Raw genomic sequence first — 24,168 nt, 5'->3', positions numbered from 1 at the left:
AACATGAATGACTCGACCGGGCTTTTCAGGACCGAGATCGAGTGGCGACGCCGACCGCGACGAGGGTCAGCACACAACCGACGATCGCGGTCACCGACAGGCCCGCGGTTGTCGGGGTGAACAGGTCGAGGACCAAGGCGAACAGCAGTTGTCCTGCCACCGAGGTGAGGCCCAACAGCAGCACACCGATCCAGCGGACGGTCAGGGCGGCCAGCGCGATGAACGCCACGCCGATGAACCCGCCGAGATAAAGCCATGGCTCGGTAGGGAATTCGGCCGGACCACCGGAGGTCGCGATCACCGCGGCTGCCAGGACGAGCAGCGCGAACAGGCCGACACAGAAATTGACCAGGGCCGCCGAGAGGGGTCCGCCGACGGCGCCGACTTTGCCGTTCACTGCCTGCTGCCAGGCCAGGCCGATCCCGGCCAGCGCGGGAAGCACGATCAGCAGCGCGGTCGGTGCATCACGCAGCGCTTCGGGCACGGAGAGACCACCGGTTGCGGCACCGCTGTGGCCGAATCCGGCGACCAGAACCGCGAGCACGCCGAGTGCCGCTCCGGCCAGACGCACCGCGGTGACCGGCGTGCGTCCGCCCGGGCCGAGACCGAGACGGTCGACGACCAGGCTGCTGAGCAATTGGCCCGCGACGACGGCCACGGTGAACGCGGTGACGCCGATGGCGGCGACGGTGAGGCCCTGGCAGGCGACGAAGAACGCGCCGCACAGGCCGCCGAGCAGCTGCCACGGCCGCAGCGCACCATCTGTCAAGGCCCGCCGCACCTGCCGCACGCCGTCGCGCAGCTGCCCGCTGACCGCGAAGACCACCGCGAGCAGAAGGAGGCCCGTGCCGAAACTGATGGTGGCGGCTGCGATCCCATCGTGCAGGCGCGCGCCGAGCGCGCCGTTGATCCGCCCCTGCACCGCGACACCCGCGCCGATCCCGAACCCGAAGACCAGCCCCAGCCTCACCTGCACGGTCATAACCCGCACGCTACCGGGCCAAGATCAACCCCCCACCCCACCCGACCAACGCGAGTGGCACCTGAATGTGGCAAACGCGAGAGCGGATCTCCGTGATGTGCCACTTACCGGCGACGCGGGAGCCAGCGGGGGGTCAGGGCGGCTATGGCGAGCATGGCGACGCCGAGCATGGCCAGCAGGGTGGACATCGAGTACCAGATGGTCGCCACGGCGGCGAAACCGAAGACCGCTAGCGCGACCACCTCGCTCAGGAGGCCGGACACCGAGGTGACCGTGGCACGGGCCGGGCCCTCGATGGCGTCCTGGAGGCGGGCGCCTGCGACGACCACCGCGTTGTGCACGATGCCGTAGGAGACGCCGATCGCCGTGAACCCGAGAACCGTCAACGGATACATCGCGTCGGGCCGCCGTGCCGCGAGCCCGGCGACCAGCGCGCCGCCGAGGAACAAAACACCGGCGATACCCATCACTAGCCCCATTGTCCGGCCCGACATCCCTTCGGTCCGCCCGCCCAGCACGGAACCGACCAGCGAACCGAGCACGGTGAGACCCACCAACAGCGGCACCACCGCGGTGGAGACGCCCACCTGCTGCGCGAGCAGAGCGAAATACTCGTCGAACGCCGTGATGCCGAACAGCAACGCCTCGAGCAGCACGCCATAGCGCACCACGCGCACCCGAAGGGCTTCCTCGATACCGGCTTTCAGCATGCCGAGGTACCGAGCGAATGGCCGCGGCTGTTCGACCACGCCCCCCGACAAGGCATATCGCTCACCGACAACCGAAACACAATCGTCTACCGACAGCTCCGAGCTGACAGCGCGATCATTCGCCGCGCCGCCGCCGGTGACCGCCACGTCGCTGTCGCGAAGGGCATCTCCCGCCGCAGCTCGCTGATCGCCGTTGGACGCGCGGCCGCTCGCTACAACCTCCGGACCAGCGCAATCGTCCGCACCGCTCGTGCCACCGGCAACGGTTCCGCGCGTGGCGTCTCGGACCGCGGCCCGCGTACCCGCGCCCACCATGAGATCCGAGTCCACGGCACGATCCGCTGCGCCGCCATCCTCAATCGACACCGCATCGACGCCACGGGTCGAGTTACCTGCATCTGCATGTGCCACTGGCGTATGGGTGGCACCGGATCGTGCCGCGCGGTCGTCCCCGGACGCCTCCGGTACGACGTCTTCAAGGTCGTCGACATCCGCCGCGGACACGGCCTTCGGCGAGGTGGGCAGCGATAGCGCGATCACCGTATGCAGGGCGGCGACCGCGACGCTGGACCAGCCGACCAGCGCGTAACCGCCGTAGAGGTAGAGCGGCGTCGCCGCGACAATGGCGACGACGACAGCTGCCTCCGCACCCGCGCGGGTATAGCCGAGGATGCGCGGGTAGGCCGTGGATTCGCCGCGGGTGGCGAGGTCGTCGTAGAGCAACGCCTCAAAAGTTCCGGAGGCCAAAGCCCCCGACGTGCCCCACAGCACGAATCCGGCGGCGAAGCCCGGGAAGGAGGGTGCGACAGTCCACAGCGCGAAACCCGCGGTCAGCAACACACCGCTCAGCACGAGCAGACCTCGCCGCGAGACCGTGTCGGCCCACGCGCCGGAGGGCACCTCGAGCAAGAAGGACGTCGCCGACCAGATCGCGAACAGCAGCGAGATCTGTCCCGTGCTCATCCCATGGTCGGCGAACAGCAGGGCGTACAGGGCGTACAGCGGGATCAGTTCACCGATGCTCTTGAAGAGCACGGCTCGTACGGTCAGCGAGCGCAGGCTGAGATTATGCGGGCTACCCGTCGAACGGGCGCGCGCCGATTCGGCGAATCAATAGGCGTAGATGAGCAAACGCATGCCGCCAGCATGCGCACGGTCACCCTGCGGCGTCAAGGGAATTAACCAGGGCGGCGTCACGGGAATCAGCACGGCGACCGGATCTCCGGCCACCTCGACAATCAGTACGGCGCTCGGAAACCGGCCGGACGCCTCAGCGGGATCAGGCGGGCAGCCTCAACAATCAGCACGCCGCCACGGCATCAGCCGGGCAGCTCAACGAGGTCCGGCGGGCAGCGCCGAAGAAATTTGCGGGGCAGTTCCGACAGTCAGCCGGGGATTCAGTGCAGCGGCACCCAGCCGTTGGCGTGGACCGAGTCCCCGTCGCCCAGTTCGCGGTCGGTGGCGCCGATACCCACCCAGCCCTGGTTCTCGTTGAGGTCGCTGATCAGTTCCGACACCGGATGCGAGTCGCTGTAGTGGTAACCCTGCGCGAGCGCGAAGCCCAGTTCGGTGAGCACCGCGGCCTGGTACTCGGTCTCCACGCCCTCGGCGATCACCTGGAGATCCAGCGCGCTGGACAGGGCGGCGATCACGCCGAGCAGCGGTGGCGCGGGTGAATCCGAGCGGATCGCGGCGACGAAAGACTGGTCGACCTTGAGGATGTCGCTCGGCAAAGTGGCCAGCCTGCTGAGCGAGGAGTACCCGGTGCCGAAATCGTCGATGGCGATGCGCACACCCCGCTCGCGCAAAGTGTGCAGATTCGCGATCGCGGTCTGTGATTCGGCGGCCAACTCGCTCTCGGTCACCTCGAGCACGAGCTGATCGGCGGGCCACCCGGTACTGGCGAGAATGCCGGCCACCCGGTCGGCATAACCGGCCTCGGCCAGCTCCAGTCCGCTGACGTTCACGTTCAACGTCAAGTCCAGCTGGGCGAAGGTCTCCTGCAGCCGCGCGGCGTCCGCGCAGGCCCGGCGCAACACCAGCTCGTCCAGGTCGGAGATGAGGTCGTATTCCTCGGCGACCCGGATCAGGCCCTCGGTGGTGACGTCCGGTTGCGCGCTGGACGACCAGCGCAGCAGCGCCTCCACGCCGACGGCCTTGCCGCCGCCCTCGGTCAGGCTGACGATCGGCTGGTAGTGCACGTCGAGGGCGCCGCGATCGATCGCCTCGCGCAGCTCCACCGCCAGCGGCAGCTGCCGCGAAGACTCCAGCACCGTCCGGTTGCGCCCGGCCTGCTTGGCCCGGTACAGGCCCACATCGGCGCGGCTGACCAGCAGCGATCCCGATTCCCCCGGCTGCCAGGAGGTCACACCCGCCGAACAGCCGGTGGTCACCGCCGCGCGCAGCTGTTCGGTGAGCAGGATCGCGGCCTGCTCGGTGGTGTTCGGCAGCAATAACGCGAACGCGTCCCCGCCGTAACGGGCCAGACGCTGATCGGGGGCGAGCAGTTTCGACCAGGTGTCGGCCACCCGCTGCAGGACGGCGTCGCCCGCCCGGTGTCCCAAATGATCGTTGATCTTCCGGAAGCGGTCGAGATCGACCAGCACCAGAGCGAGCCCCTGCCCGGACCGGGTGGCCTGCTCGATCGCGGTGTTCAGCGCACGGTCGAAGCCGCGCCGGTTGAGCAGGCCGGTGAGCACATCGATGTCGGCCTCGGACGCCATCCTGGTCAGGATGCCGACGACGACGCCGACGCCGAAGGTCACACCGGCTGGGATCAAGCCCGACCACCACGGCAGCCCCGGAGTCACCGGCCGGGCGGGCAGCACCCACAGGCACAGCGCCAACGCGAACGCGATGTGCGCCGCCGCCTGCGACCAGGCGAAGAACAGTGCGGCGTCGCATGCGACGAACACGTAGAAGGACGCGAGGCTGATCGCGCCGACCGTGTTCGGGAACGAGTGCACCGCGATGGTCACCAGCACCGTGGCGATCGCGACGTAGACATGGTGGATCGAATGCGGCAGTCGAGGCCCCCACGCGAGCAGCGTGAGACCGAGCACCAGCGCTACCGCCGCCGCCCCGCCGACCAGAGGCCGATTACCCTCCTCACCAGGGGCGATCGCGGTGATGAGCAGGCCGAGAACCCCGCCCATGACGTAGAACGCCCCGGTGGTCCGAGCCATGACCATAGCCGTCGCCAGCGCAGATGCGGCCCGCACCCGAGTCCGGGTATCGCCGCGAGACCCGATTCCTCGCACGATGAACAGCCTAGACATAAGGAATCCCGCCGGTTGCCACATCCCGGGAATCCGGCACGGCGAACCGGTAGCTATTCACCTGTATGTCATCCGCTCGTCGTCAGTTCGGCGGCCGGAGCACCTCGGTGCCGACGAACGGGACCAGCGCGGACGGCACCAGGACCGACCCGTCGGCTTGCTGATGGTTCTCCAGTATCGCAACGATCCAGCGGGTGGTAGCCAGCGTGCCGTTCAAAGTGGCGGCGATCTGCGGCTTTCCGTTCTCGTCGCGATAGCGCACGGCGAGACGACGCGCCTGGTACGTGGTGCAGTTCGAGGTCGAGGTGAGTTCCCGATAGGTCTGCTGAGTGGGCACCCACGCCTCGCAGTCGAACTTGCGCGCGGCCGAGCTGCCCAAATCGCCCGCCGCGACGTCGATCACGCGGTAGGGCACCTCGATGGCCGCGAGCATCTCCTGCTCCCAGCCGAGCAGCCGCTGATGTTCGGCGTCGGCCTGGTCGGGCGTGGTGAAGACGAACATCTCCACCTTGTCGAACTGGTGCACCCGGATGATGCCGCGGGTGTCCTTGCCGTAGCTGCCCGCCTCCCTGCGGAAACACGACGACCAGCCGACATACCGCTTGGGCCCGGCGCTCAGATCGAGGATCTCGTCCGAGTGGTAGCCCGCCAGCGGCACCTCCGACGTCCCGACGAGATAGAGATCGTCGTCGGCGAGATGGTAGACCTCGGCCGAGTGCTGGCCGAGGAAACCCGTGCCGGCCATGATCTCCGGACGCACCAGCACCGGTGGGATCATCATGGTGAAGCCGTTGGCCACGGCGCGCTGCGCGGCCAACTGCAGCAGACCCAATTGCAGCAGCGCACCGTAACCGGTGAGGAAGTAGAACCGGGCGCCCGATACCTTCGCGCCGCGCTCGGTGTCGATCAAGCCGAGCGACTCGCCCAGCTCCAAGTGGTCTTTCGGCTCGAAGTCGAATTCCCGTGGCGTGCCGATGGTTCGCAGCACGACGTAATCGTCCTCGCCGCCCGCGGGAGCGCCTTCCTGCACCACGTTCGAGATGGCGCGGTGCGCGGCGTCCAGGTCGGCGTCGGCGGCGTTCTGCGCGGCCTCGGCCTCCTTGACCTTGACCGACATCTCGCCCGCCTGCGCGAGCAGCGCGGAGCGCTCCTCTTTGCTCGCCTTTCCGATCAGCTTGCCCATCGCCTTGTGCTCGGCGCGCAGATTGTCCGCGGTGGCCACCGCGGCACGCCGCGCCGCGTCCGCCTCGAGCAGCGCGTCGACGAGGGCGGGGTCTTCGCCGCGGGCGCGCTGCGAGGCGCGGACCACGTCGGGGTTGTCCCGCAGGAATCGGAGGTCGATCATGGGCCACCAGCCTAGTGGTCGGTGCATTGCCGTTTCACGCCGATATCCCAGGATGCGGTCCATCGGCGCGGGATCGCGCGCATAGTGGGCTTGTGGGCACCCCATTCGACGAGACCGCCATCGACAACGCGCTGGCCGACCTCACCGCGGGCGAGAAGGCCTGGGCCGCGACGCCGCTGCGCCGCCGCCGCGAACTGCTCGACGAGATCCACGCACGGACCGGGCGGTTCGCCGAGGACTGGGTGCGGGCCGCGTGCGTCATCAAGGGCCTCGCCGAGGATTCGCCGCTGGTCGGCGAGGAATGGATGTCAGGACCGCTCACCCTGTTGCAGGCCACCGCCGCGATGTCGGCGACTCTTGCCGTGCTGGAGGCCGGAGACAGCCCGCTCACCGGCCTCGCGCTGAAGGAGGCGCCGGGCGGCCGGGTGGCGGTGCCGATCCTTCCGCACGGCGTCTACGACCGGCTGCTGCTCAACGGCTTCAGCGGCGAGGTCTGGCTACGGCCCGGCGTCGACGCCGACACGGCGCGCAGGCGGGCCGGACTGGCGCAGCTGGACCCGACCGCGACCGGCGGTATCGGCGCGGTGCTCGGCGCGGGCAATATCACCTCGATCCCGCCGCTGGACGCGCTCTACGAGCTGTACGCGCACAACCGAGTGGTCGCGCTGAAGCTCAATCCGATCACCGACCCGCTGTTCACGGTGTTCGAGATGGTGTTCGAGCCCCTGCTCGAGCTCGGCGTGCTGCGGATTCTCACCGGCGGCGCGGAGCAGGGCGGTTACCTGGTGCACCATCCCGACGTCGCGCATGTGCACATGACCGGCAGCGCGAACACCCACGACGCGATCGTCTGGGGCCCGAGCCCCGAGCGTGCGCAGCGGAAGAAGGACAACCGGCCGCTGCTGGACAAACCGATCACCAGCGAGCTGGGCGGCGTCTCGCCGACCATCGTGGTGCCCGGCGCCTGGTCCGACGCCGACCTGCGCTACCAGGCCGAGCACGTGGCCACCCAGCGGCTGCACAACGGCGGCTACAACTGCGTGGCGGCGCAGACGGTCGTGCTCAGCGCGGACTGGGACCGCAAGGACGAGTTCCTCGACGAGCTGCGCCTCGCGCTGGAGCGGGCACCGCAGCGAACGGCGTATTACCCGGGCAGCGATGCGCGCGTCGCCGACGCGCTGGCGTCGTATCCGGAGGCCGAGCGCCTCGGCGCGGGCCGCGTACTGATCGACCGGCTGCCGCGCACCGACACCCCGCTGCTGCGCACCGAGTACTTCTCTCCGGTGCTCGGGGTGGTCGAGCTGCCTTACGCGGGCGGTGAGTTCCTGCAGCGTGCGGTGGACTTCGCGAACGCCGAGCTGACCGGGACGCTCGGCGCGAACGTGATCGCCCCACCGACGACCATCCGCAGGCTCGGCGTCGCCTTCGACCGCGCGATCGAGCGGCTGCGCTACGGCGCGATCGCGGTGAACGCCTGGACCGGGCTGGCCTTCCTCACACCGCGCGCCGCCTGGGGCGCCTTCCCCGGCCACACCCTGGACGACGTGCAGAGCGGAATCGGCGTGGTGCACAATGCCTTGCTGCTCGACGACGTCGAGCGCACCGTGGTGCGCGGTCCGTTCCGGCCCGTGCCGCGCTCGCTGCTCGGCGGCGAACTCGCCCTCTCGCCGAAACCGCCGTGGTTCATCGACAACGCCACCGCCGCGACCACCGGGCGCAGGCTGACCGAGTTCTACGCCGGCGCGAATCCCGCCAGGCTGCCCGGCGTCTTCCTGTCGGCACTGCGCGGCTGAGCCCCGCGACAGGCTGCCGCGCCGATCGGGCCAGGTCGTGGCACCACGGGACGGACACTGCCATGATGGACCGCGATGTCCTCCGAACCTGTGTCCCGATCCCGGCGAGCGCCGAGGCGCGGCGCCTCGCGCGCCGCCGCGGCACGTCGCTCGTTCGACTCGGCCAAGGCCGCGCTCGCCGACAGCAACCTGCGCGACGTGCATCTGTCGGCGCCCACCTTGCGCTGGGGTCTGCTCGCGGTGGCCGCAGGCGCCGTGGTCGCGGCCCTGGTGACGCTGTTCGTGACCGGCTTCGACAACGAGAAGGGCCTCGAGGCGCACAATCCCGGTTCGCCGCTGCAACCGGTACTGGACAAGGAGTTCGGGACCGCGGCCAAGGGCGACTGCCTGAGCTGGACCAAGCCCGATCGATCCGACCTGGTCAAGGTGAACTGTTCGAGCAAGCACATGTTCGAAGTCGCCGCCGACATCGACATGAGCAGGTATCCGGGCAAGGAGTTCGGCCCCGGCTCGCGGTTCCCGGACTCGCTGCGGCTCACCGAGCTCAAAGAAGAGCATTGCGTGCCCGCCGTGCAGAAATACATGTCCGGTCGCTTCGATCCGCGCGGCAAATACATTGTCGGGCTGATGTATCCGAGCCCGGACGGCTGGCGCCACGGTGACCGCACGCTGCGCTGCGGGCTGCAGGTCGCGGCCAGCGTCGGCACGCCGGCCTCGGTCGGCAGCGCCACCGAGCACGACCAGTCCCGGGTGTACGAGGCCGGCGTGTGCCTCGGCATCAACCAGAATCTGCCCACCGATCCGGTGGACTGCGCGCAGCCGCACGCCGTGGAGATCGTCTCCACCGTCGACCTCGGTCCCCACTTCACCGGTGGCCCGCCGCCGAAGGAGGAGCAGGACAAGTTCGTCGAGGAGGAGTGCACCCGCACCTCGACGGACTACCTGGGCGGACCGGACGTGATCCGCAACAAGACGCTGACGCTGTTCTTCGACTACATCGACGCTCGCAGCTGGATGGCGGGCAGCCGCAAGCTGGACTGCATGATCGGCAAGGGGGCCGACCAGGAAGGTTTCGCACCGATCACCGGTTCGGCCAGGGGCGACATCCTGATCAACGGCCAGGCTCCGGTGCCGCCGCCGAACAACGGACGCTCCACGCCCGTACCGCTGCCCGGCGCCGCGCCGCTGCCACCGCAGCCACGGCCGAGGTAACCGATCGCAGATGCCCGTCTCGATGTCCGACGACCGGTTCGAGGAATTGGTCGGCGACGCACTTGATCTCATCCCGCCCGAGCTGACCCGCGCGATCGATAACGTGGTCGTGCTGATCGAGCCGCGCAATCCGGAGGATCCACACCTGCTCGGGCTGTATCACGGCATCGCGCTCACCGAACGCGACAGTCAATACGGCGGAGCGCTTCCCGACACCGTGACGATCTACCGCGAGCCCATTCTCGAACACTGCGCCGACGAGGCGGAGGTGGTGGAAGAGGTGGCGATCACCGTGATCCATGAGATCGCACACTATTTCGGGATTGACGAAGACCGTCTACATCAGCTGGGATGGGGCTAATCTTGACCGAGTCGTATTGCGTACCCACAGCCATGGGTGTGTAATCGGCAGGGAGATCGAAACGTTGGGGATTCGATGGAACCGATCGCGTTGCTATCGCGTCCTATCACTCGAAGGGGGAATTCTCGTGGTTCCGCCCCACAGCCACTAGAAGGAGTCGAGTCATGGTTGGACATGTACTGATCGCACCCGAAGCCATTCTCGCCGCCGCGGCCGAGCTCGACCTCGTCGCCGAACGGCTGGCCGCCGCCGCGGCGATCACCGCGCCCGCGACGCACGTATTGCCTTCTGGCGCTGAGGAAGTCTCGTTCGTCAGTGCCAGCCACTTCAACCAGGGGGCGATGTCCCACGACCGCGCGGTCGCGCAGGCGATTCTGGAATGCCACCACGCCGCGGCAACGCTGCGCATGCAGTTGGCCCAGCACGTCGCGGGTGACGTGGTGCGTGCCGCGGGCATCAGCGCCATCCAGGTGTAGATCCGCCACCGAGACCATCAGCAACATTCATTCAGGGGAGTAGTCAAACATGGTTGCAGGAGTCACCGGCGTGATCTGGGCGGCCCGGCCGTCGGAGATCAATTCGGCCACCCTACATGCGGGCGCGCACGCGATTCCCATCTCGGCCGCCGCCACCGCCTGGGGCGGGCTCACCGCCGCCTGGGTCGACGCGACGACGACCGTCGCCAGGGTGATGGCCGAACTCGGCGTCGGCATGCAGGGCGTCAACGGTATCGCCGCGTTGAGCAAGCTCACCGGCTTCCTCGGCTGGTCCGAACAGCAAGGCGTTCAGGCGGCCGCGATGGGCGCGAAGGCCGCGGCGAACGCCACCGCCTACACCGTCGCCGCGCTGGCGATGCCGAGCCCGCCGGAGATCGCGGCGGTCAACACCGCCTTGGCGGCGTCGGCGAACCCACCGGGTGTGGTGTCCGGCGCCTTCGAGGCCGCGGAGATCGCCAGGCACGCCATGGACATCCGTGCCGCGCTGGTCATGGAGACCTACGAGGCCGCGACGAGCGCCATGCTCGCGACGCCCGCGGAGTTCCTGATGCCGCCGCCGATCGCCGCCGGCGCTGGAACCGCGACCCCCGAACAGGCGGCGAACACCGCGTCCGAGGTCCCCGCCGATCCGATCCAGGCCGCCATCGCCGCCACACAGGCGTTCTTGAGCAACCCCGGTGTGGCAAGCGCCGCCACGCAGGCGGCGCAGGCCGTCGGCTCGATCGCCACCACCGGCGTTTCGACGGTCGGGAATGTCGCGGGCAGCGCGATCGCCGCGGCGACCACCAGCGCTCCTGCTGTGTCGGGCATTGCTCCGATGGCCATGGGCGCCGGTATGGCCGCCGCCACTGGCGCTGCCACGACACGCACGGTGTCGTTCACCGGCATCGGGTCCGCGCCGGGCGCGAACGGCTCCCTCAAGCTCCCGGAAGGCTGGGGCGCGAGCGGCGCGATCGGTGGCTCCGCGCCGACCCAGGAGAACGTCGCGGCCAACCGGGTCGACGCGGCGCCGATCCGGCAGTCGAACACGGGCAATGGCAACCCGCTGCTGGGGAACCAGGCTCGCAGTGACGAGGACGACGAGACCGAGCACAACGGCCTGGATTACCTGCGGTCGACCGAGCACTTCAACGACGGCCGGTTCGCCGCCGACGGTGTTATCGGCGGCGGTGACATCAGCGGGACGGCTAGGTGACCGTACTCGGTGCTGGCCGCGGCTCGTCGACGCTCGAGGCGGTCGTCCTGTCACTCGACGAAATGCAGTTTCTCCTCGAGAAACTGCAGATCGAGGTTCCCGTCGTGTTGAACGCCAGGGGACGCTACGACAACGTGACCGACCACAAGACTGCGATGGACGCGGCCGCCGAGTCTCTCATCCAGCGCGAGCTCCTCATCGACGGGGTGCTGCACAGCGATCTGGAGAATCGGCTGCGCGCGCTGAACCGCCCGCACTGGATCATCGCACTGCGGTTGGTGGTCGACGGGTGGGTAAGTCGCTTCTGTCTGGCGAAGGGCGTCGACCTTCCGGTCGTCGCCCTTCGCGGGCAGGACTCCTACGTCATCGACGAGGCCGGAATCGATTTGCCCGGCACGGTGCTCGCGGCGCTCGGCTACGCCGAACCGCTCGAGCTCTATGGCATGAATGTTCCGACCGAAGAACTCGCCACGATCTTCGGAGACACCGGTGACGCCGCGGCCACCGCGGCACGCCTGGCGAAGGTCGGCAACCCCACGAACGACGCGAAGACTTTGGCCGCGGCCTTGGTCGAGATCCACTCGTATGCCGAGATCGTCGGCGTGGTGTACGGCGACGGCACCAGAGACGTGGCCGATAACCATATCGCCGTGTTCAATACGCGCGCGGGGCGATTCATCACGACCGCGAGCAAGTCCGACGACGGCGTCAAATGGAGTTCACTCAGCAGCGGAACCATGGCGCGATTGCGCACGGCGGTACAGGATCTGATCAACTCACTGCCGGAACGCCAAGACTTCCCGCGGAATCCGAAAATCTCCTGAGCGCCGTCAGCCGTCTCCGATGGGCGCTGTCGGACGTAGTCCTCTTCAGCCCGCGCATGGCCGGAGCGAAGGCACGGAGGTACGCAGAACGCGCATGGCCGGCGCGAAGGCACGGAGGTACGCCTAACCCATCGGGTCGTCCGAGGTCGGCGCGACGTCGTACCCGAACGGCGGCGTGAACCGGCCCCAGCGAATGCACTCCCACCCGCCATCGGGCATTGGAACCAGCTCGATGGTTTCGGTGTTGTCCAGGTGATTGTTCGTCGTGAACGGCGGTTGCACACCCGCGAGTGTGCGACCGACGAGCCGCATGGCGGCGCCGTGACTCACCACCATCACATCGCCCGCACCGTCGTCCTGCGTCAGGTAGGTGGCCCGCAACTGCGCGATCGCGGGTAGAAAGCGGTCCAGGACATCCTGGGCGGATTCTCCTCCCGGCACCCGCAGCCCGAGATCGCCTTCGTGCCAGGCGCGATAGATCCGCTGGAAGGTCCGATGGGCTTCTTCGCTGTGCTGCCCTTCCAGGTCACCGGCCTGTACCTCGTGCAGGCCGTCGAGCACCATGGCAGCCACGCCGGTGGCGGCCTCGATGTAGCTCGCGGTCTGCCTTGCGCGCAGCGCCGCCGAGGAGAACAGCACCTTCGGCGGCCGGAGCAGGCCCTCGCCGAACGTCTTCGCCTGTGCCGCACCGCGTTCGGTCAGCGGCAGTCCCGGCACCCTGGTATCTAGCAACTTGGCGACGTTACCTTCGGTCTCACCGTGCCGGACCAGAATCAACCTACCGGTCATAGGTCCGCCATCCCCTTTCTCAACTGAATCAACCACTCCGCCGCCGCTTCGTCCGACGGCGGCGGCGTGCCGGTTGCCGAGGTCGCCGGCCAGGACCCGAGGAAACGGATCCGCGCCGTGCGGTGCAGCGCCTTGAGCGCCTCGGCCACCGCCGTGTCGTCGATGTGCCCAACACAGTCGAGATAGAAACGGTACGTGCCCATGCCGGTTCGGGTGGGACGGGATTCGATTCTGGTCAGATCGATTCCGCGCGTGGCGAACTCGGCGAACGCGCGCATCAGCGAACCCGGCACGTTCGGCAGTTCCAGCACGATGGACGTGCGGTCCGCGCCGGTGGCGGGCGGCGCCACCGTGGGCCGGGTGCACAGCACGAAGCGCGTGATCGCTTGCTCATGGTCGGCGACGCCGGAGGCCAGCGCGATCAGCCCGAGCCGTTCCCCTGCCAGCGCGGTCGACACGGCGGCATCCGCGTGGCCCGCCACCACGTCTTCGGCGGCGGCGGCATTGGACGCCGAAGTGTAGGACCGCGCCTGCGGCAGGTGCCGGGCAACCCACAGCCGTACTTGGGCGGCGGCCACCGGGTACGCGGCCAGGGCCCGCACGTCCGCAAGGGTCGTCCCCGGCTTGCCGAGGATCGTAAAGCTCACCTCGAGCTCGGTCTCGGCGACGATCTGCAGACGCGTGCCGATTGCCAGGGAGTCGAGCGTCGCCGAGATCGACCCCTCGACGGAGCTCTCGATCGGGACCACGGCACCGTCCACGTCGCGCGAGCGGACCAGGTCCAACGCGGCCCCTTGGCTGGGCGCGGCGACCCGCTCGACGGGTCCGTCGAAGGCTCCCGAGGATTCGAGTTGAGCGAGGGCCATCTCGGTGAAGGTTCCGGACGGCCCGAAGTACGCGATTCGCGGCACGGTTACGAGATTACTGGCGAGCCCGCCCGGCTCCCCACGGATTGCGACGGCTGGGCCCGTACACGGCGTGTGCTCCGGACTCCCCAGGCGCGGGCTCAGCCGCGGGTGAGCACTCGCAATGCGTCGGTGACATGGTCGGCGTCGTCGGTTTCGATGGCGAGCAGAACCGACCGGATGGCCTCGACCGCCGGGGGTTTCAGCGAACTCAGGAACGCGATATCGGGCCTGCTCAGGGCGGTGCGGATGTCGTCGCCGCAGAGGGCGGCGGCCGTGGCCGCGACGATGGCCACCGCACGCTGACCGGAGGAGGTTCGTGCGACGAAGCCGGTATCGGAGTGTGCCGCGCCCGCGAGGAAGTCGGCGATGTCGGCGTCCGGCGCATCCAGGTCGAGGATCGGCGCCGCGGTGCTTGCGCCGAGGTTGCGGACCAACCCGTCCACCAGACTGCGCCGCAGGGGCGTCGACAACGTCACCAACACCGGTTCCCCGGCTTCCGTCCTGTCCGACACGTCCTCACCGTAACAACCCTGCTCACCGTTACCCGGCGGCGATGGCCACCGCACCCGCACCGGACGATGCGCCCGGCCGGAAACCGCTCTCCGCTTGGGCCGAGCACACCGGTGCCGTACGCGTCGTCGGCGCGGGCCGCCCCAAAGGGGTCCAGCAAACCCAGCCACTCACGCGACTAGGCAGACGCGCTCGCCGACGCGGTAGCGGTTCATCGCCTTCCACCGACTCCGACTACCTGACCCGCTCGGTGCTCTCCGCGTGGGCCACTTACCTCATCGGCTTCGCCAAGTACTTGCAGCATCGATTTCCCCGGGCGTCCGCTCTGTTCAGGCCGATCGAGAAACACTTGCGGAACCAGCACGGATCACTTAGCTTAGGGTAACCTAATTACCCATCCGCGACCGAGCACCGGAGGTTTGCATGCCGCGTCCGACCCCGACCGTCGCCCCGTCCACCGCCGAGCGGGTACGCAGCGCGTGTGTTCATGCGGAGCAAGCGGTGCTCGCCATGCCGGGCATCGATCCGACGGCCGCGTCCGTGCATCATGTGCGACCGTGCGGTGACGCGGTGATCGCGGTGCCGACCGCCTCGGTCGCGGCGATCCTGGCGGGCAACTCCGGCGAGAACGGGGCGCCGGCGGTACTGGAACTCACCGACCACGCGCCCCTGCCGCTGCGCGAGCCGGTACGCGCGCTGGTCTGGCTGCGCGGCTGGGTGCGTGCGGTGCCCGCGCAAGCGCAGCGCGCTCTGGCCACCGAAGTGGCGAAGGAGAACCCGCATCCCGGACTGCTCGACGTCGGCTTCGGCGCGACCCTGCTGCGGCTGGTGATCAGCTCCGCGGTGGTGGCCGACTCGACCGGGGCGGAATCGGTGAGCAGCGACGAACTGCGGCTGGCGCAGCCGGATCCGTTCTGCGCCATGGAATCCGCGTGGCTACAGCACATGCAGGCCGACCACGCCGACATAGTCGCTCAGCTCGCCAGACACCTGCCGCCGCGCCTGCAACATGGCATCGTGCACCCGCTGGCCATCGACCGCTACGGACTCACCCTGCGCGTCGAAGGACACGACGGCGACCACGACTTCCGCCTCCCGTTCAGCGCCCCGGCCGACGACATCGAGGCGCTCAGCCGCGCCGTGCGGACCCTGGCGGGCTGCCCGTTCCTCAATGGCTTACGCCGCATCTGACCCGCCGGTTCCCGAAGTGGGCACCACGCGGCTGCGGTTCGCCGACCCGGCGACCCGGCGATCCGCCGACCCGGCGATCCGCCGATCCGACGATCCGGCGACCCGACGACCCGGCCTCGGTGGCGCCGAGCCCTTCCAACGCCGCCTGCACGATCGGCACTCCGCCGCACGATCAGCGCGTCGTCGATGCCACGCGCCGCGGTACCCGAACCGGTCGAACTCGGCTACCAACTCTGCTACGGCGACTTCGGCCACCGTCACTTCGCTGAACCCGACGACACCGGCCAGCCGGCCGCCCGTCGCAGGCCGCAGGTTGCGCCAGACGGAAGGCAGGTCCGGTCCAGGGGTGGGGGACACCGACGCCGAGTTGCGGCGAGTGTCGGGCCCGACGCCGACGTGCCGCGCGCCGCACAAGACCAGCGCAATAGATTCGACCCATGCGTGCGGAGTCCGGTGCCGAGTGGGACGAGGTCGAGCCGACCGATCGGGAACGGCTCGCGCTCAAACTCGAGATCGCCGTCGTGCTGCTCGTCACCTTCGGCCTGAGCGGGCTGAACGCGGCGCTCTCGCTGGTGGAAAGCGCGCTCGCACCGGGTGGGGTCCGCGGGCGGACCATCGCGCTCAACCCGTCGCGATCCACACAGTCCACCATCGACCTGCTGTTTCAGCTGCTCAGCGTGCTGCGTCTGGTCGGATGGGCGGCACTCGGGCTGTATCTGCTCTGGCGCGGCGGGCTCGGGCCGCGACTGATCGGACTGGCGAACCGGATCCGGTGGCGTTCGGACGTGCTGCCCGGTATGGCGCTCGCCGCGATCATCGGAGTGCCGGGACTGGGTTTGTATCTGCTCGCGCACGCGTTGGGCTTCAGCGTGACGATCGTGCCCGCCGCGCTCGGCGACTACTGGTGGCGACTGCCCGCGCTGATCCTGTCGGCCTGCGCGAACGCCGTGGCCGAGGAAGTGATCGTGGTGGCGTTCCTGCTCACCCGGTTGCGCCAGCTCGGCTGGTCGGCGCACTCGGCGTTGCTGGCCTCGGCGCTGCTGCGTGGCTGCTACCACCTGTACCAGGGGCTGGGCGGCGGACTCGGAAACATCGTGATGGGCGTCATCTTCGGTCACTATTGGCAGCGCACGAACCGGCTGTGGCCGCTTATCCTCGCGCACGCGACCATCGACGCGGTCGCCTATATCGGCTATACCGTTCTGCGCGGCCATGTTTCGTGGCTGCCGTAACGCAACTGTGCCCTCCGGCTCGCTAACGGCCCGGTCCCGTCGGCGAATTACCAAACAGCAGCCGCTATACACACGCGGCACCCGATGACCACCCGATAAGTAGAGTCTCAGTGATGAACGGCGAAAATCCGCAGCGCAACGCGCGAGCGCGCCGGATGCCGCCGCCAGGCAGGCCCGGTGAACCCCCGATGCAGCGGCGCATGCCCGCCCCGGGACCCGGCGGCCCGCCGCCGATCGAACCCACCCAGGTGGTGCGCCGCGACGGACCACCCCATGCGCCGCCGCTGGCGTATTCGCAGGTGCCGCCGGAACAGGGACGGCGCCTGCCACCGCACAGGCCGCCGCAGGCACGCACGCATGCCCCCACCCAGCGTCCGGTCCCGCATCGGGAGGGTCCCCCGCACGCGCCCACGCAGCGCCCCGTCCCCTTCGACGACGGGCCGCCCCATCCGCCGACGCACCAACCGCGACCGTATCGGGAAGGCCCGCCGCCCGTACCCCCGGGCGGCGCGGGCCGGTCGCGCGGCGCGCGCCCCGCCCGGGCGCCGCGGCCGCGCCGCAGGCGCCACCCTTTCCGCTGGTTCCTGGTGATCCTGCTGGTACTGGTGCTCGCCGCGGTCGGCGCCGTCATCCAGCTGGACGGTTCGCTCAACCGCATCCCCGCGCTGGCCAACTACGCCCAGCGGGTCGGCAACACACCGGGTACGAACTGGCTGCTGGTCGGCTCCGACGGACGCGGCGGGCTGACGCCGGAGCAGGAGCAGGAACTGGCCACCGGCGGCGAGGTGGGGCCCGAGCGCACCGATACGATCATGCTGGTGCACGTCCCCGGGTCGGGCAAGACCACCCTGGTAAGCCTGCCGCGCGACTCCTACGTCAGCATCCCCGGCCACGGCAAGGACAAACTCAACGCCGCGTTCGCCCTCGGCGGCCCAGCCCTGCTGGCGCAGACGGTGGAGATCGCCACCGGCCTGCGTATCGACCACTACGCGCAGATCGGCTTCGGCGGCTTCGCCAGCGTGGTCGACACCCTCGGCGGCATCGACGTCTGCGTGCCCAAACCGATCGACGACCCGCTCGCAGGCATCGACCTGCCCGCGGGCTGCCAGCGCCTGAACGGGCCGCAGGCGCTGGGCTTCGTGCGCAGCCGCGCCACGGCGCTGGCCGATCTGGACCGGATGAACAATCAGCGGATCTTCATGGCGGCCCTGCTGGAGAAGGCCACGAGCAGCGCCACGCTGGCCAACCCGTTCAAGCTCTGGCCGCTGGCCTCGGACACCGCGAAGTCACTGAAGGTCGACAACGGCGACCACATTTGGGACCTGGGCCGCTTGGCCTGGGCGCTGAAAGGCGACACGGTCACGACCGCCGTCCCGATCGGTGGATTCGACGACACCGACAGCGGCAACGTCGTGCTCTGGGACAAGGACAAGGCGAGCCGGTTCTTCGACGCGCTGGCCGGCGACCAACCCGTCCCGGAGGACCTGCTGACGAGGTAGCGTCGGTGCCATGCCGGATACCGATGTGGCTCAGTCCTTTCCCGACTTGCTGCGCGCGCAGATCCGTCACGGGTTCACCGCCGCCCAGCAGTATCTCGCCGCCGCCGTGTACTTCGACTCCAACCGCTTACCGCAACTGGCCGGACACGCCTACGCCCGGTCGCGCGAGCAGTACGCGAACGCGCTGCGCATGGTGCAGTACCTGCTCGACCGCGATCTCGAGGTGCGGATCGGCGGACTGGAGGAGATCCATTCGACCTTCGACAGCCCGCGCGCCGCGATGGCTTTGCTGCTGGATTCCGAGCACACCCGCAGCAGGCAGATCAGCGACGTGGCCCGAGCGGCTCGTACGTCCGGCGACTACCTGGGGGAACGGTTCATCCAATGGTTCCTCGAGGAACAGGTGAAGAACGTCGCCGGGATCACCACGCTGCTGGCCGTACTCGACCGCGCCGATGGCCAACTGTTCGACGTAGAAGAGTTCGTCGCACGCGAGCTGCGGCCGGTGCCACGCGCCGATATAGTGGCCCCGAAAATGGCGGGTGCGGCGAAGAATTAATTAGGCAACACTAGCCTCAATAAGGCTGTACTTGGATGACATGTGCTGTGACCAGCGCTAATGTCACTCCTATGTCAAGCCATCCGGAATCCCCCCGCAGCAAATTCCACAACCTGTTGCACGATCAGATCCGGCACGAATTCAATGCCGAGCATCAGTACATCGCGATTGCGGTGTGGTTCGACAATGCCGATCTGCCGCAGCTGGCCAAACGGTTCTATGCGCAGGCGGTGGAAGAACGCAACCACGCGATGATGATCGTGCGGTACTTCCTGGACCGGGATATCAGTATCGAACTTTCCGGTGTGGACGCCGCGAAATCCCGGTTCGAGAATGCCCGTGAACCGATCGCACTGGCGCTCGCCCAGGAGAAGACCGTCACCGAGCAGATCATCCAGTTGGCGAGCACCGCCCGCGAAGAGGGCGACTACCTCGGTGAACAGTTCATGCAGTGGTTCCTGAAGGAACAGGTGGAAGAGGTCGCCAACATGACGACCCTGCTCACCATCGCCGATCGCGCCGGGTCGAATCTGTTCGACCTGGAGGAATTCGTCGCCCGGGAAATGAGCGGCCCGAGCGATGCCTCCGGCGCGCCTTCGGCGGCGGGCGGCTCCATCTGACGGCATTCGCCGAAAGGGGCCGACAGGCCCGGCTCCACTATGAGCCGGGCCTGTTGCCGTTTCGGTGAGACTTGCCTTACTTCCCCGCTTTCAAACGGGCTGGCCCCGGCGACGGTCGGAAAAGAAGATTCTTCACAAAATTCCGGCGATAATTCGAGTTCAGCGCAGCGTGACCTGACGCGACCGCAGTCCATCGCGGGAACGCCGTTCGTCGGCCGTCAACGGTGCGTCGGTGGCAAGCGCCTCGGACAATCGGGCGCCGAACTCGACGGCCGGCTTCACCCACTCGTCGGGGTGCCGCTCGCGATCGAGGTCGAACACGGGGACGAGCACGCCGTGCGTGCGGAACGAACCGGCGAATCGGGAACCCTCGCCCAGAGTCAGGCCGCCCTTGGCGTGCACGCGGGCCAAGGCCAGCATCAGATCGTCCTCGTTCTCGGGCCGCACCCAGCGAATGTGCGCCTTCTCGCCCGCGTCCACCCACCACGCCGCACCGATCGCGTCCGCGTCCAGGGCGAGCCGCGCGGACGGCATGATCGCCTGCTTGGCCTGCTCGATGGTCGCCGCCACCTGCGGATCGGGCTCGACGCCCTCCGGCACCCACCAGTCGAAGTCCTGGTGCACGGTCACGTCCAGGCTCGCGGCAGCATCGATGACGTCGGCCAGCCGGGGGCCGCCCGCGACGCTCTCCACGGAGCTGAGCGAGTCCCCGGGCTCGGCGGACTGGGTCCACAGAATCGCCGCGGCCAGATCGGCGGACGGGTCCGCGCCCTGGAACTGCACCTGCGCACCGACATAACCGCTGGGCTCGTCCCCGGCACGCACCAGCGCGGCCACCGCGCCGGGTAGCACCGTGGCGAGCACGACCGGACGCTCGGCGGCGACCGCGGGCGACAGCGTCAACCGCGCCGTGGCCGACGGAACGAACTCGCGCAGCGCGACCAGATCGCACTCCGCGGCCAAGCCCTCGAACGGACGCGTGACGGCCTGCGCCGCCTGCTCCAGCGCCGCCCGTCGCTCGGCGAGACGCTGCGCCCGGTTCCCGCCGGGCTTAGGACTGTTGCGCTTGCTCTTACCCACGAGGGGTCAACCTACAGGGTGCTGTGCTGGTTTTGGCAGCGCCTGCGGCGCTGCGTGTTCGCGGCCCCTTTATGGCTCGGGCCGCGAACGGTAGATGCGCGGTGGGCTCGGTCACCTACCGCATCGTCATGGACACACACCAGGCCGAGTGCGGCGCCGACATCCGTCCACAACTTGCCGCGCAACCGGCTCAGGCGCTGAGCAGTGACTTGGTGCGTCCCGGATGGTTGGTGGCGACCCAGCTGACGCCGAGGTCGGCGCACAGCTGGACGTCGCCGGGGTCGTCGACGGTCCAGCAGTAGGTGGCGCGGCCCGCGGCGGCCGCCTTGTCGACCAGATCGGGATGCTCGCGCAACGTCTTCACCGAGGGGCCGACGGCGGTGGCGCCGACCGTTGTCGCGGCGGATCCGCCCAGGTAGCGCGATGATTCGCCGAGCAGAACGGTGGGCAGCAGCGGCGCGGCGCGGCGAATACGCCAGACCGCGGTGGCCGCGAAGGACATCACCACCGCACGGGAATGGTCGGCCGAGGCGGGGGTGGCGATGCCGAATCGCTGGAGCTCGGCCAGCAGCTTGTTCTCCACGAGCGCGCCGTAGCGGACGGGGTGCTTGGTTTCGATGAACAGCTTGGTCGGCCTGCTGCGCCAGTCCAGCACCAAGCTGATCAACTCGCTGAGGGTCAGGACCGAGGCGGGCGCGCCATCGGCGCCGAAGTCCAGTGCCCGCAGTTCATCCAGAGTCATCTCACTGACCAGCCCGCTGCCCGAGGAGGTCCGGTCGACCGTACGGTCGTGCACGCACACCAGATGCCCGTCCCTGGTCAGCCGGACATCGCATTCAACGCCGTCGGCGCCTTCCTGGAGCGCCAGCTCATAGGCGGCGAGCGTGTGCTCGGGTCGCGCCCCCGAGGCGCCTCGATGCGCGACGACGAATGGCGCGCGACTGCCCTGGCTCACTTGGCCATAACCTCCTCCTGCTCACGGTCCTGAGCACCGTTGTCCTCATGCGCGGGCGCGCCGGTGGTCTCGGGCGCCGAGTCGGCAGTGCCGCCTGGATGGACGGGCGCGATCACCGGCACGGCGGGGTCGACCGCGATCAGCCAGCGGCGCGCGGCCCGGCCGCGCCCGAGCAGGTCCCGCCCCTCGATCGTCCGCAGCACCCACAAGGTCAGCAGCGCGACCACGGCGGCGACCGCGTCGGTGAACGCCGTGAACAGCACTCCGTCCGCCTTGGCCTGCAACGAGTCCGCGTTCCGCCACAGCAGCGCGGCCAGCGCGACCCCGCCACCGAAGACCCAGACCGCCCACCAGATCCGAATCGCGCGACGCGACCGCGGGTCACCGCGCAGGGCGGCCACCTCGGTCAGGAAGACCCCCGGCCACAGCAGGTTGATCACCGGAACCAGGCAACCGAAGGCGAGCAACCGTGGCGAACGCGGGTCGCGCCGTCCCGCTTCGGCGTAGGCCGCCCGCCTGATCTCGATCAGCCTGCCCACCACCGCCACGGCCGCCAGCAGCGCGAACACGAGCGCAAGCACGCCCGCGACCACGACGAACGCGTCGGAGGCGAACAGCACCGCGGGATGGATCAGGCGCGTGCGGTTGTGCAACAGAACCGAGTAGCGCACCAGTTCGGCGAGAGCCGCGAGCGCGAAGACGCCCACGGTCGCGACGAGCAGCTTGGTCACCGAGTCGGTAAGCCTGCCGAGCGGATCGCGGGATGCGGCCCCGGCCTGCGGCGGCGGGTCGATCAGACCCCAGCGCGGTATCTGGGTGTAGCGGGGCGTCGGCGTGGCCGCGGCCGGTCTGCCGGACGAGGATGCCCTCCGCGTCCGGTGGTCGGGTTTGCGTGCCACCCAGCGGTAGTTGCGGCGGTCGGCGGGCGCGTCGATCGGCGCGGGCGAAAGGAGCACGCCGCGGCAGCGTGGGCACCAGTGCATCGGCGCCCCTTGCACGGCCCAGCGCGCGCCGCAGCGCGCACAAGGTTGCACCACCGTACTCACCGCGCACCTCGTTCCTTCGTCAGTAGATCTTCGCCTCGTGGTCGCCCTCCGCGACCAGCGGACGGCCCTCCTGCTGCCATGCCACCATGCCGCCGCGGACCTGGATGGCGTCGTATCCGACGTGCGTCAGATATTCGACCACCTGAAGGGAACGGCCGCCTTGCCGACAGACGACATAGATGTCCGCGTCGTATTCCAGCTCCTCGATCCGCGCGGGCACGTCGGCCATCGGGATATGGATCGCACCCGGCGCATGTCCGAGCCGCCACTCGCCGTCCTCGCGCACGTCGAGCAGAATCGGTCGCGGCGTATCGGCCGAGGCGGGCGCTCTGCTGTCGAATTCGGCAGGCACCTCCGCCACCGTGACCGACGGAACGTGGGGGCTCGTCACAGATCCGATCCTGCCATGGGGGGCGAGGTACCGTGCAGTTCCGGGCCCGGGGAGGAGCTCGACAGCGGCCCGCGACTTCGGGTATGTTCTCATCTCCGGAACTCGACCACGGCCCCGCTCCATGCTGGTTGTGCATAACTCGGTCGAAGTTATCCACATAATCCACAAGCTGATCCACAAGACGCGGCTATGGAAGAGCGCCCCACCGAAAGGGTGCGTCTATCGAGCAGCCGATCGATCAGGCCCAGACTTTTCCGTACCTCCGGTCCGGAAACACCCCGGCTTCGACGTTCGCCCACTGTGAGCCCCCGTGAGCGATGCGAATGACCGATCCGGGACTCCCCTCCTGACCATCCCGGAGCGGCCATTCGTCGCCGACCTCGGAGCCTGCGGCCGAAGGGCTCCGATATCTACTTGGACGGCGCACGCGCGCGTTCGGTTCCATGAAAATGAGAACGCCGCCGAAATACCGGGCTACCGTGGCAGCGGTCGGTAGCCTGAGCTTATGAACGTGAGCAGGGGGCTACTCGACGGAATGGACACGGCCGGACTCAACGTCGCGCTGTCCGAGGCCACGTGCCTCGGCCTCGCGGTGGACGAGGCGGCCAATCAACTACGACTCGACCTCGAAGTGCTGACACTTCCCGAGCACGGCACGGCAGCCGAGGACTACCGGGTCCAAGTGACCTTCACCGGCGTGAGCCGGATTGCCGCGTCCCTGCGGACACAGCACTGGGACGACCTGGAGCCCCGGGTGCTGCCGCTGCAACTGGACGGCCTGGACGAGGCCATCCGCAGCTTCGGCGGCGGGCGGCTGCACGGCTGGGAATTCATCGACCTGGACGACAGCGGCTGGGCGTTGTGGAGCGAACTGCTCAGCTTCGACACCCGGATCGACGACCACAAATCCGCGCATGTCCTGGAGTTCTCGCAGGAAGAGGGCATCGATCCGCGCGAACTGGACATCCGGGTGTGGTTCGACGGCCTCACCGTTCACGACACGCAGGGCAAGCAGATCCTGCTGGCGGATTTCATCGCGAATGGAGTCCGCTGGTGGCAGGCACACGACGCGGGCGACCCGCGGGCAACCCGGCCCGGCATCGCTCCTCCGCTGTAACCGCCTGTCCCGGACCGAAACGACCAGCGTCACCGGGTCCGCGCATCCGGTCCACCGGATGCGCGGTTTCTCGG

23 protein-coding genes are annotated in these 24,168 nt (G+C 68.8%); 12 read left to right on the top strand and 11 right to left on the bottom strand.

The window, feature by feature from the left end; genetic code table 11:
• Positions 1-25 precede the first annotated feature (25 nt).
• The 4 genes from ACWPXK_RS03105 to serS all read right to left on the bottom strand — a co-directional run bounded on the left by ACWPXK_RS03105 (position 26) and on the right by serS (position 6,315).
• Complete coding sequence (locus tag ACWPXK_RS03105; protein WP_454194478.1) at positions 26-982, bottom strand: DMT family transporter; 957 nt, start codon at positions 980-982, stop codon at positions 26-28.
• A gap of 104 nt (positions 983-1,086) precedes the next feature.
• Positions 1,087-2,727, bottom strand: coding sequence for an MFS transporter (locus ACWPXK_RS03100; protein ID WP_454194477.1), 1,641 nt, complete (start codon positions 2,725-2,727; stop codon positions 1,087-1,089).
• 362 nt (positions 2,728-3,089) lie between these two features.
• On the bottom strand, positions 3,090-4,883 hold the full coding sequence (locus ACWPXK_RS03095) for a putative bifunctional diguanylate cyclase/phosphodiesterase (protein WP_454195420.1): 1,794 nt from the start codon (positions 4,881-4,883) through the stop codon (positions 3,090-3,092).
• A 169-nt stretch (positions 4,884-5,052) separates the two neighbouring features.
• Entirely contained in the window at positions 5,053-6,315 is a 1,263-nt protein-coding gene (gene serS, locus ACWPXK_RS03090; protein ID WP_454194476.1) for a serine--tRNA ligase, read from the bottom strand.
• 92 nt (positions 6,316-6,407) lie between these two features.
• Between serS and ACWPXK_RS03085 the strand changes: the two genes are divergently transcribed.
• From ACWPXK_RS03085 to ACWPXK_RS03060, 6 genes are all read left to right on the top strand, one after another.
• Positions 6,408-8,108, top strand: coding sequence for an aldehyde dehydrogenase family protein (locus tag ACWPXK_RS03085; RefSeq protein ID WP_454194475.1), 1,701 nt, complete (start codon positions 6,408-6,410; stop codon positions 8,106-8,108).
• 75 nt (positions 8,109-8,183) lie between these two features.
• Positions 8,184-9,320, top strand: a complete 1,137-nt coding sequence (locus tag ACWPXK_RS03080) for a septum formation family protein (RefSeq protein WP_454194474.1) — start codon at positions 8,184-8,186, stop codon at positions 9,318-9,320.
• A gap of 10 nt (positions 9,321-9,330) precedes the next feature.
• Positions 9,331-9,681, top strand: a complete 351-nt coding sequence (locus tag ACWPXK_RS03075) for a metallopeptidase family protein (protein ID WP_454194473.1) — start codon at positions 9,331-9,333, stop codon at positions 9,679-9,681.
• 164 nt (positions 9,682-9,845) lie between these two features.
• Positions 9,846-10,157: a PE domain-containing protein gene (locus ACWPXK_RS03070; protein WP_454194472.1), complete on the top strand. Its 312-nt coding sequence runs from the start codon at positions 9,846-9,848 to the stop codon at positions 10,155-10,157.
• A gap of 49 nt (positions 10,158-10,206) precedes the next feature.
• Positions 10,207-11,373: a PPE family protein gene (locus tag ACWPXK_RS03065; RefSeq protein WP_454194471.1), complete on the top strand. Its 1,167-nt coding sequence runs from the start codon at positions 10,207-10,209 to the stop codon at positions 11,371-11,373.
• Positions 11,370-12,197 (top strand): ESX secretion-associated protein EspG, encoded by an 828-nt coding sequence (locus tag ACWPXK_RS03060; protein ID WP_454194470.1) that lies wholly within the window; start codon positions 11,370-11,372, stop codon positions 12,195-12,197. Before ACWPXK_RS03065 ends, ACWPXK_RS03060 begins: the two co-directional genes overlap by 4 nt.
• Positions 12,198-12,320: 123 nt before the next feature.
• Here the strand turns inward: ACWPXK_RS03060 and ACWPXK_RS03055 are convergent, their stop codons facing one another.
• From ACWPXK_RS03055 to ACWPXK_RS03045, 3 genes are all read right to left on the bottom strand, one after another.
• Positions 12,321-12,986 carry a histidine phosphatase family protein gene (locus tag ACWPXK_RS03055; protein ID WP_454194469.1) on the bottom strand — a complete coding sequence of 222 codons (666 nt, stop codon included), beginning with the start codon at positions 12,984-12,986 and terminating at the stop codon, positions 12,321-12,323.
• Entirely contained in the window at positions 12,983-13,897 is a 915-nt protein-coding gene (gene pheA, locus ACWPXK_RS03050) for a prephenate dehydratase (RefSeq protein WP_454194468.1), read from the bottom strand. Before pheA ends, ACWPXK_RS03055 begins: the two co-directional genes overlap by 4 nt.
• 95 nt (positions 13,898-13,992) lie before the next feature.
• Entirely contained in the window at positions 13,993-14,406 is a 414-nt protein-coding gene (locus ACWPXK_RS03045; protein ID WP_454194467.1) for a hypothetical protein, read from the bottom strand.
• 421 nt (positions 14,407-14,827) lie between these two features.
• Between ACWPXK_RS03045 and ACWPXK_RS03040 the strand changes: the two genes are divergently transcribed.
• The 5 genes from ACWPXK_RS03040 (at position 14,828) to ACWPXK_RS03020 (ending at position 19,505) form a co-directional block, all read left to right on the top strand.
• Positions 14,828-15,595: a DUF2470 domain-containing protein gene (locus ACWPXK_RS03040; RefSeq protein WP_454194466.1), complete on the top strand. Its 768-nt coding sequence runs from the start codon at positions 14,828-14,830 to the stop codon at positions 15,593-15,595.
• A gap of 437 nt (positions 15,596-16,032) precedes the next feature.
• Entirely contained in the window at positions 16,033-16,827 is a 795-nt protein-coding gene (locus ACWPXK_RS03035) for a CPBP family intramembrane glutamic endopeptidase (RefSeq protein WP_454194465.1), read from the top strand.
• Positions 16,828-16,940: 113 nt separating this feature from the next.
• Entirely contained in the window at positions 16,941-18,326 is a 1,386-nt protein-coding gene (locus tag ACWPXK_RS03030; protein ID WP_454194464.1) for an LCP family glycopolymer transferase, read from the top strand.
• Positions 18,327-18,336: 10 nt separating this feature from the next.
• Positions 18,337-18,885: a ferritin gene (locus ACWPXK_RS03025; RefSeq protein WP_454194463.1), complete on the top strand. Its 549-nt coding sequence runs from the start codon at positions 18,337-18,339 to the stop codon at positions 18,883-18,885.
• A 71-nt stretch (positions 18,886-18,956) separates the two neighbouring features.
• Entirely contained in the window at positions 18,957-19,505 is a 549-nt protein-coding gene (locus ACWPXK_RS03020) for a ferritin (protein ID WP_364322923.1), read from the top strand.
• A 159-nt stretch (positions 19,506-19,664) separates the two neighbouring features.
• Here ACWPXK_RS03020 and ACWPXK_RS03015 read toward each other — a convergent pair whose 3' ends face one another.
• From ACWPXK_RS03015 to ACWPXK_RS03000, 4 genes are all read right to left on the bottom strand, one after another.
• Positions 19,665-20,585: a DUF5926 family protein gene (locus tag ACWPXK_RS03015; protein ID WP_454194462.1), complete on the bottom strand. Its 921-nt coding sequence runs from the start codon at positions 20,583-20,585 to the stop codon at positions 19,665-19,667.
• A 190-nt stretch (positions 20,586-20,775) separates the two neighbouring features.
• Positions 20,776-21,540 (bottom strand): glycerophosphodiester phosphodiesterase, encoded by a 765-nt coding sequence (locus ACWPXK_RS03010; RefSeq protein WP_454194461.1) that lies wholly within the window; start codon positions 21,538-21,540, stop codon positions 20,776-20,778.
• Positions 21,537-22,496, bottom strand: a complete 960-nt coding sequence (locus ACWPXK_RS03005; protein WP_454194460.1) for a DUF4328 domain-containing protein — start codon at positions 22,494-22,496, stop codon at positions 21,537-21,539. The genes ACWPXK_RS03010 and ACWPXK_RS03005 overlap by 4 nt, the downstream gene beginning before the upstream one ends.
• A gap of 109 nt (positions 22,497-22,605) precedes the next feature.
• Entirely contained in the window at positions 22,606-22,977 is a 372-nt protein-coding gene (locus ACWPXK_RS03000) for a rhodanese-like domain-containing protein (protein ID WP_454194459.1), read from the bottom strand.
• 505 nt (positions 22,978-23,482) lie between these two features.
• On the opposite strand from ACWPXK_RS03000, the gene ACWPXK_RS02995 reads away from it, so the two are divergent.
• The gene (locus ACWPXK_RS02995; protein WP_454194458.1) at positions 23,483-24,094 is read left to right on the top strand and encodes a hypothetical protein; all 612 of its coding nucleotides are present in this window, start codon (positions 23,483-23,485) and stop codon (positions 24,092-24,094) included.
• Positions 24,095-24,168: the final 74 nt, after the last annotated feature.

It is taken from the genome of Nocardia sp. Marseille-Q1738, assembly GCF_965283145.1.
Note: the sequence above shows the minus strand (reverse complement) of the source record. Positions and strands in the feature narration are given on the sequence as shown.